The following is a 1,983-nucleotide window of genomic DNA, read 5'->3' as shown; positions in this document are numbered from 1 at the left end:
AGCAAGCGGGCGGACAGTGCAAAACGAAACAATAATACATTTAATAAACTTTGGTCTCGGCTGACAGGTAAGTAGCTTTTAAAGCCCGCCTGCTCATAGCCAAACCGTTGTACAACATTATGACCGAATAACGAAAATTTAATAGAATGAAGTTAATTGTAGGCAATTATTACCAAAACATAAAATGCGAAAACTTTAAAGACCGAGAAACTGGAAGAATTAGAGTTAGGCCATTAAATGGACAAAACTTACCGACAAACTTGGTAATTGAATGTAGTAAAACCGAGAGAGAATCACATCCAATCGGAACTAAATTCATAACCGAAAATGTAAAAGTTTGCCAAAAGCCAGACGGACGAATCTACTTGCGTGCAAAAAATCAGTTTATCAAAAAAATTGATTAAAATATTATGACTAAAAAATACCCAAAAAAGAACAGAACTAATTTATCTAACAAACAACTCTTTGAGTATATTCTAGGTTCATTTGAATATATATTAAGCTACACAGAGAATTTTACAGAAAAAGAATTTGAGAACGAACTATTAATTCAGGACGCAGTTTATCATAGACTTCAATGTATTGGAATTGCAGCAAAAGACCTATCTTCAAACTTGGGACAAAAATATGCTGATTTCCCTTGGTTTTTCTACTTGATTTTAGACGAAAATCCACCAGAAGTAATTTGGGAATTAATAAATAGCAAATCCAATAGTGACTTTGAGTCTATTAAATCACTATTTAATGAATTAGAAAAATTATACTTTAAAGAGTTTTACCCTAATAAAACTAAACCAACATCAATAAAGAAAACAAAAGAACCGAAAAAGAAGAAAATAATTTATACAACAGATTATAAATACCCTATAAAAACAAGTAAATCCATTTGGACTGTAAGAAAAAAATAACGTTGTACAACAATGGCTATAATTCATTGCGGTTGAATTCCTAATCGGAATTCACCGCAAATTTGCTATCTTTCGGCTACGGCGGAAAGAATCCTGCGGATTTTTCCGCAACGAAATCATAGCCGAGACCGTTAGCTATAATTATAAATGAACATAGAAAATACATTAGACACAAATACTTCTGAACTCTTAACTGAATTAAGAAAAGAATTTGAAATCGATTTTCAACAAAAGGATATTAATTATTGTGAGGTCTTTACTCAAAACGGAAAATCAACAATTTTTTATAATCCGAATATTGTAGACAATGAATCAATTGCTCACGAATTACTTCATATTTGGCTAAATAAATTCAATTATATTATTGGAAATCATATATTCTTATCGTTTCAATCTGATTGGAAATTGAGCAAGGTCTTTAATAAGTTTTTATGTGATTACATTGAAAATTGTTTCGACCATTACAAAATGTATCCGAAATATTTGGAAATGGGTTTTAGTCCGGAAAAATTTATAATGAATGGAATTGAAGAAAAGTGCTCAATTGAAGATATTAAAAAGCTACATCTAAAATTCTTGAGTAAATACAAACCTGACTCAATTAATAGATTTATTGGATACCTTATCTCAATTTACGCTGACCACGTTGATAACAATTATGAGGAACATCTTAAACTACTTGAAAAAAAAGAGCCTGAATTGTTTAGAATAGTAACTGATTTTTGGAATAAATGGATTGAGTTTGATATAGAAAATATCGATGCAATCCACAATTCTGACATTGGACTTGCAGAAAGTTTTATGACAGAAATGGAAGATTGGATTGAGTATAAAAAACTAAAATAACTATAGCTAACACCGTATAACAACAATTGCGGCTTTGTGTCCTGCGGACACAACCGCGCAAGCATAAAAGTCGGTAATTTTAGCTATCTTAGTTTTCAACCAATCCGCAACTGATTGTTATACAAGACCGTTGTGTGCAATAACCCTTGCTTGCTAGGTTATTTAAAAAATCAGTAAAGCGCGCGAATTTGGAAGGAAAATAATCAGTATTTTATGGTAGGACTGGTTG

3 protein-coding genes are annotated in these 1,983 nt (G+C 31.3%); all 3 read left to right on the top strand.

What is annotated here, in order from left to right:
• Positions 1-146: 146 nt before the first annotated feature.
• Positions 147-404: a hypothetical protein gene (locus tag FHP04_RS14250; protein WP_139856821.1), complete on the top strand. Its 258-nt coding sequence runs from the start codon at positions 147-149 to the stop codon at positions 402-404.
• Between the two features lie 6 nt (positions 405-410).
• Positions 411-908 carry a HepT-like ribonuclease domain-containing protein gene (locus tag FHP04_RS14245; RefSeq protein WP_139856820.1) on the top strand — a complete coding sequence of 166 codons (498 nt, stop codon included), beginning with the start codon at positions 411-413 and terminating at the stop codon, positions 906-908.
• A 147-nt stretch (positions 909-1,055) separates the two neighbouring features.
• Entirely contained in the window at positions 1,056-1,754 is a 699-nt protein-coding gene (locus tag FHP04_RS14240) for a hypothetical protein (protein ID WP_139856819.1), read from the top strand.
• Positions 1,755-1,983 lie beyond the last annotated feature (229 nt).

The sequence above is a fragment of the Aequorivita sinensis genome (assembly GCF_006346335.1).
Lineage (GTDB): Bacteria > Bacteroidota > Bacteroidia > Flavobacteriales > Flavobacteriaceae > Aequorivita > Aequorivita sinensis.
The sequence above is the reverse complement of the archived record's forward strand: the minus strand, read 5'-3'. Positions and strand labels throughout refer to the sequence as shown.

Coding starts and splice junctions, on each gene's coding strand:
- FHP04_RS14245 (WP_139856820.1), top strand. CDS start 411: ATGACTAAAAAATACCCAAAAAAGAACAGAACTAATTTATCTAACAAA.
- FHP04_RS14250 (WP_139856821.1), top strand. CDS start 147: ATGAAGTTAATTGTAGGCAATTATTACCAAAACATAAAATGCGAAAAC.
- FHP04_RS14240 (WP_139856819.1), top strand. CDS start 1,056: ATGAACATAGAAAATACATTAGACACAAATACTTCTGAACTCTTAACT.